The following is a 5,266-nucleotide window of genomic DNA, read 5'->3' on the forward strand; positions in this document are numbered from 1 at the left end:
CCCCTGGGACGTCGAGAGCACCGCCCTCACCCTCGCCGACGTCGGCGGCAGACGAGGTCAAGGCACGGCTGGAGGCCGCCTTCCTCGCCCCCCTCCGCAACCCCGCCCTGCGCCGCCTCTACGGCAAGAGCCTCAGCGGCGGCCTGCTGATGTACGGTCCGCCCGGCTGCGGCAAGACCTTCGTGGCCCGCGCCGTCGCGGGCGAACTCGGCGCCCGCTTCCTGTCCGTGAGCATCAGTGACGTCCTCGACATGTGGATGGGCACCTCCGAGCGCAACCTCCGCCGGCTCTTCGAGACCGCCCGCCGCAACGCCCCCTGCGTCCTGTTCCTCGACGAGATCGACGCGCTGGGCGCCAAGCGCAGCCAGATCCGGCACACCGGCATGCGCACCACCGTCAACCAGCTCCTCGCCGAACTCGACGGCGTGGGCTCGGCGTCGGACGACGGCGTGTTCGTCCTCGCCGCGACCAACCACCCCTGGGACGTCGACACCGCCCTGCGCCGCCCCGGCCGGCTGGACCGGACGCTCCTCGTCCTGCCGCCCGACCTGTCGGCCCGTGAGGCGATCCTCCGGCACCACCTGACGGACCGGCCGGTCGCCGGCATCGACCTGGCGAGGCTCGCCCGGCGCACCGACGGGTTCTCCGGCGCGGACCTCCGGCACCTGTGCGAGTCGGCGGCCGAACGGGCGCTGCTGGACTCGGTCCGCACCGGCGAGGCCCGGATGATCGGCATGGCCGACTTCACGGCCGTCCTCGGCGGCCTCCGGCCGTCCACCGGCCCCTGGTTCGCCTCCGCCCGCAACGTCGCGCAGTTCGCCAACGAAGGCGGGGCGTACGACGACCTGCTGGTCCACCTCAAGCGGAAGAGGATGCTGTGAACACGGGCACGACGGAACTGAAGGAACGCGCGGAGGCCCTCGTCGAGGTCGAACGCTTCGAGCAGGCCGCCGAACTCCTGGCCCGGTACCTGACGGACGCGCCCTCCGACGCCTGGGCGTGGGCCCGGTTCGCCCACTGCCGCTTCCGCACCGGCGACCGCGAGGGCGCCCTGAAGGCCGCGGACGAGGGCATCGCCGCCGACCCCACGTGCTGGTACGCGTGGGAGCGGCGGTCCTTCCTGCTGACGATGCTCCTCCGGATGGACGAGGCCCTCGACGCCGCCCGGGAAGCCGTGCGCGTGGGCCCCGAGGTCTCGGCCACCCACGCCGTGCTGGCCCGGTGCCTGCTCCTCAAGGGCGACCGCGAGGGGCGGTACGCCGCCCAGCTCAAGGTGGTCGAACTCGCCCCGGACAGCGCCGTCGCGCACTTCAACCTGGCCGCGGCCGCCGGGGACATCGGCCGGAACGGCATCCGCCTCGAAGGCCTGCGCACCGCGCTCCGCCTGGACCCCGACTTCGCCGACGCCCGCGCCCAGCTCGCCGACATGCGGGCCGACGCCGGGGAGGTGAAGCTGCCGGAGCTGGCGGGGGAGTACGCCGCCGCGCTGGGCACCAAGCCGGACGCCCACAACCTCGAGTACCGGCTCCAGCTGATCGTCCTGCGGCTGCTGCGTCGCACCCGCTGGTTCGCCCTGGGCTGTCTGGTGATCGCCGCCCAGGCGTCCCGGGCCTTCCCGACGGGCAAGGGCCCTACGGAACTGCCCGTACCGCTCGGCATCCGGCTGTGGGCCCTGGTGCTGATGGGCGTCGTCTGGGCCGTGGGCGCCTGGTTCCTCGCCTACCGCAAGCTGCCGCGCGGCGCGCGGTCCACGGTGTGGTCGCTGATCCGGCTCCGCTGGGCAGCGCGCATGCCGGTCGCGCACGCGCTGTGGGGCACGCTGTGCGCGGTGGCGCTGGTGGCGGTCCCCTGGACCGACCGGACGTCCGAGCGGAACCTCGTGCTGGTGGGTGCCGTGCCGGTGGTCCTCGCCATGTGGTACGGGGCCGCCAAGCGCCGCGAGGAGCGCGAGCGCGCCGAACGCGCCTGCTAGGTTGATGCGTTCTGTTGAACGAATGAGGAGAGACGACGTGCGCAAGGCAGCGCAGATCACGGGGGCGGTCGTCATGGCCGCGGCGCTGATGACCGGTTGTGGCAGCGGCTCGGGCGACGGCGGGAAGAAGGCCGGGGACAAGTCCTCGGCCAAGCCCTCGGAGCAGCCCTCCACCGCCGCGCCGAAGGGCGGGGAGAAGGACGCCGGGAAGAAGGACGACGCCGTCTCCATGAACGGGATGTGGAACCTTCAGCAGGACGGTGAGATCTTCCGGGTGACGATCATGGGCGAGAACGGGATATCCGACTCCCCTAAGGGCGTGTGCAGCGGGCCCGCCCACCGGGACGGCGCCGCCCTGAAGCTGGACCTGAAGTGCCCCCGCGGCGACAACCCCCGCACCAAGGGCACGGTCACCCTGGAGAACGGCGGCAAGACCCTCTCGGTCGCCTGGGACAACGGCCCCACCGAGAAGTACACCAAGGACCCGCTCAAGGTGGAGATGCCGAAGATCGAGATGCCGAAGATCGACGTCCCCAGGATCGACATACCGTCGGCCGCCCCGGCGAGCTGACCCCGCGTCACCCGTTCGTCCGTGTCCCGGTCCGGCCCTGCCCCGTTCGTCAGGGGCACGGCCGGACGGGTCACGCCGTCGCCGTCAGCCCGTCGATCATGCGGTCGAGGAGACGGTCGAAGACCGCCTGCGGCGAGGAGTCGTCGGCCGGGGCCGCCAGGGCCGCCGCGAGCCGGGGATAGTCGCCGCCCTCGGCGACGGACCGCAGATAGCGCGCCTGGGCGTCGAAGAAGGCGCCGGGAGCGCCGCCCGTCGCCTCGATCAGCCGCTCCTGGGCGAGTTCGTACGAGACATGGCTGGCCACGAAGCCGGTGAGGAGGCTGAAGGTCTCCAGCCGGGCCCGGGCGTCCAGGCCCGCGGGTTCGAGCACGGCCAGGACGTACTCCAGGACGGCCAGGGTGTTGGGACCGAGCGTCTGCCGGGCGGACAGCGCGGCGGGCAGCCAGGGGTGGCGCCGCATGATCGCGCGTTGTTCCCGGCCGATCCGCCGGAGGTCGGCGCGCCAGTCCCCGGAGGGCTCGGCCGGCAGCGAGTGGTCGCCGCCGACGTGGTCGATCATGAGCTCCAGCAGCGTCTCCTTGTTGGGGACGTAGCTGTAGAGGGACATCGTCCCGGCCCCGATCCGGGCCGCGACCGCGCGCATGGTGACCGCCGCGAGCCCCTCGGCGTCGGCGAGGGCGACGGCCTCCGCCGTGATCGCCTCGCGGCTGTGCGCCGGCGGCCTGCCCCGGCGCGGGCGTTCGGCGCGCGACCAGAGCCGTTCGGGATCCACACCGGCGGGACGGCCGGACGAGCCGGTACGGGACATGGCGATCTCTTCTTCCTCCTGTCATACCGTCATGAGCTATTACCGTACCCCGTACCCGAAACGGGCGGGGATTCCACGCCGGGCGCATCCAGCGGTCCTGACGGATCGTTGGGCCGGGCATGAGAAGGATCCTCGCTCTCGGCGTGCTCGGCACGGCCGTGCTCTGCGCCACCGCGTCCCCCGCCCACGCCGCCGGCCGGCCGGGGGACGGGCCGGTCCCCGTCGCCCAGCTCGCCGCTCCGGCGGAAGCCACGCTGTGCCATGGGGAGACGAAGAACCTGCCGGTGGTGAGCCAGTACTCCGGGGTGGTCCAGTCCGTGTGCGGCGCCCTGCCCCGCTGACGCCCCCACCGGTCAGGGGCAGCGCAGGATGGCCACGAGGGCGGCGTCGTCGGCGAGGTTGCCGCCCGAGTGGCCGAGCAGGTCGTCGTGGAGGCGCTGGACCAGCCGCTGGGGGTCGCGTTCCCGCCAGGCGGTGATCCGTTCGGCGAGGGGGTAGAAGACGCCTCCCGCGTCCCGGGCCTCGCTGACCCCGTCCGTGTAGAGCAGGAGCAGGTCCCCGGCCTCGAAGGGGAAGGTCTCCACCTCGTAGTCGTCCGCCTCCAGGGCCGAGCCCACGCCCAGCGGCAGGGCCGGGTCACGGACCGTCAGCGGGACGACCCGGCCCCGGTGCACCAGCAGCGGTGGTGGATGGCCGCAGCTGATGAGCCGGATCACAGGCTCCTCGTCCGGGATGTCCAGTATCGCGGCCGTGACGAAGCCCTCCTCGTTGTCCGGGTCGTCCGAGGGGCCCACGGTGTCCCAGTACACGGTGTTGTGCAGGTGGGCGACGAGCCGGGCCAGCGGGGGGTTGCGGTGCGCGGCCGCGTGGAAGGCGCCGAGCAGCAGGGTGGTGGACCCGATGGCGGGCAGGCCCTTGCCCCGTACGTCGCCGATGAGGAACCGGCTGCCGTCCGGGGTGCGCGCCGTCGCGTAGAGGTCGCCGCCCATGCGTGCCTCGGCCTCCGCCGCGACGTACACCGCCGCGACCCGCAGCGGGCCGACGCGCTGGGGGAGCGGGCGCAGCAGATACCGCTGGATGACGTCCGCGACCAGCCGTGCCCGGCCGAGCTGTCTCTCGTGCCGCTCGTGCGCGTAGCGGAAGCCCACGACGAAGAGCGAGATCGTCAGCAGGGCGCCGATCTGGGCCTCGTGGTTCGCGGTCGTCAGCCCTCCCAGCAGGGCGCTGAGCACGATCTGCGCGGCCACGGCCACGGCCGCGACCAGGGCGACGAGCCGGGGGCTCCCGAACGTCGCCGTGAGCGTGGGCGCCACCACCAGGAGCGGGCCCAGCTGGATGGACTTCCCCGTCCACAGGTCGAGCACCATGATCAGCGCGATGAGCGCGAGCGGCACCGCGAGCAGTGCGTGACTGCGGTACCAGGGCTCCTCGGCCCCCCGCGACCCGTGCCGGAGGTGCATTCCTCCTGCTTACATTTCCCGGCGACCCGGACCCGGCTCCGACACGTCTTTCGGGCACGTCTTTCCGGCGCGCCTTCCGGCCCGTCCCGCCCTCCGCGGGTGTCAGGCCGGGCCGTCGGGCAGTAGCCGCAGGGCGCCGAGCGCCACGGCCAGGTCGGCGATCGCGCGCGGGTCACGCAGCGAACGGCCCGTCAGCTCCTCCACCCTGCGCAGCCGGTAGCGGACGGTGTTGCGGTGGCAGTACAGCGGTTTCGCCGCCTCGGCCGCCGAACCGCCCGCGGCGAACCACTGCTCCAGCGTCTCCAGCAGCCGGGCGCGCTCGGCGGCCGGGAGCTCCAGGACGCCGGCGAAGACCGTCCGCGCGATCCGCCCGGCCTCCTCCGGGGACGCCGCCACCAGCAGGGAGACCGGACTGTCGTCGAAACGGGCGACGCCCGCCGCCCGCCCCCGCGCCC

General features: G+C 73.5%; 6 protein-coding genes and 1 pseudogene. 4 read left to right on the forward strand and 3 right to left on the reverse strand.

Annotated features, from left to right (window positions below; all coding sequences use genetic code 11):
- The 3 genes and pseudogenes from K6I33_RS31455 to K6I33_RS31465 all read left to right on the forward strand — a co-directional run.
- Positions 1-881 (forward strand): annotated as a pseudogene (locus K6I33_RS31455) (26S protease regulatory subunit); the annotation flags it as partial.
- The gene (locus K6I33_RS31460; protein ID WP_229357955.1) at positions 878-1,972 is read left to right on the forward strand and encodes a tetratricopeptide repeat protein; all 1,095 of its coding nucleotides are present in this window, start codon (positions 878-880) and stop codon (positions 1,970-1,972) included. The pseudogene K6I33_RS31455 and the gene K6I33_RS31460, both read left to right, overlap by 4 nt.
- A 37-nt stretch (positions 1,973-2,009) precedes the next feature.
- Entirely contained in the window at positions 2,010-2,543 is a 534-nt protein-coding gene (locus tag K6I33_RS31465) for a hypothetical protein (RefSeq protein ID WP_229357956.1), read from the forward strand.
- 70 nt (positions 2,544-2,613) lie between these two features.
- Here the strand turns inward: K6I33_RS31465 and K6I33_RS31470 are convergent, their stop codons facing one another.
- Positions 2,614-3,351, reverse strand: a complete 738-nt coding sequence (locus K6I33_RS31470; RefSeq protein ID WP_229357957.1) for a TetR/AcrR family transcriptional regulator — start codon at positions 3,349-3,351, stop codon at positions 2,614-2,616.
- A 119-nt stretch (positions 3,352-3,470) separates the two neighbouring features.
- Here K6I33_RS31470 and K6I33_RS31475 point away from each other — a divergent pair, with 119 nt between their 5' ends.
- Positions 3,471-3,692 carry a hypothetical protein gene (locus K6I33_RS31475; RefSeq protein ID WP_229357958.1) on the forward strand — a complete coding sequence of 74 codons (222 nt, stop codon included), beginning with the start codon at positions 3,471-3,473 and terminating at the stop codon, positions 3,690-3,692.
- A 12-nt stretch (positions 3,693-3,704) separates the two neighbouring features.
- Here K6I33_RS31475 and K6I33_RS31480 read toward each other — a convergent pair whose 3' ends face one another.
- Complete coding sequence (locus K6I33_RS31480; RefSeq protein ID WP_229357959.1) at positions 3,705-4,811, reverse strand: PP2C family protein-serine/threonine phosphatase; 1,107 nt, start codon at positions 4,809-4,811, stop codon at positions 3,705-3,707.
- Positions 4,812-4,913: 102 nt separating this feature from the next.
- Positions 4,914-5,266: helix-turn-helix domain-containing protein (locus K6I33_RS31485; protein WP_229357960.1), on the reverse strand; the 353-nt coding region annotated here is incomplete at its 5' end.

The organism is Streptomyces sp. UNOB3_S3 (genome assembly GCF_020740895.1).
In the GTDB taxonomy this organism is placed as follows: domain Bacteria; phylum Actinomycetota; class Actinomycetes; order Streptomycetales; family Streptomycetaceae; genus Streptomyces.

Excerpts from the sequence above, each read along its gene's own strand:
- K6I33_RS31470 (WP_229357957.1), bottom strand. The coding sequence starts at position 3,351 with ATGTCCCGTACCGGCTCGTCCGGCCGTCCCGCCGGTGTGGATCCCGAA.
- K6I33_RS31475 (WP_229357958.1), top strand. The coding sequence starts at position 3,471 with ATGAGAAGGATCCTCGCTCTCGGCGTGCTCGGCACGGCCGTGCTCTGC.
- K6I33_RS31480 (WP_229357959.1), bottom strand. The coding sequence starts at position 4,811 with ATGCACCTCCGGCACGGGTCGCGGGGGGCCGAGGAGCCCTGGTACCGC.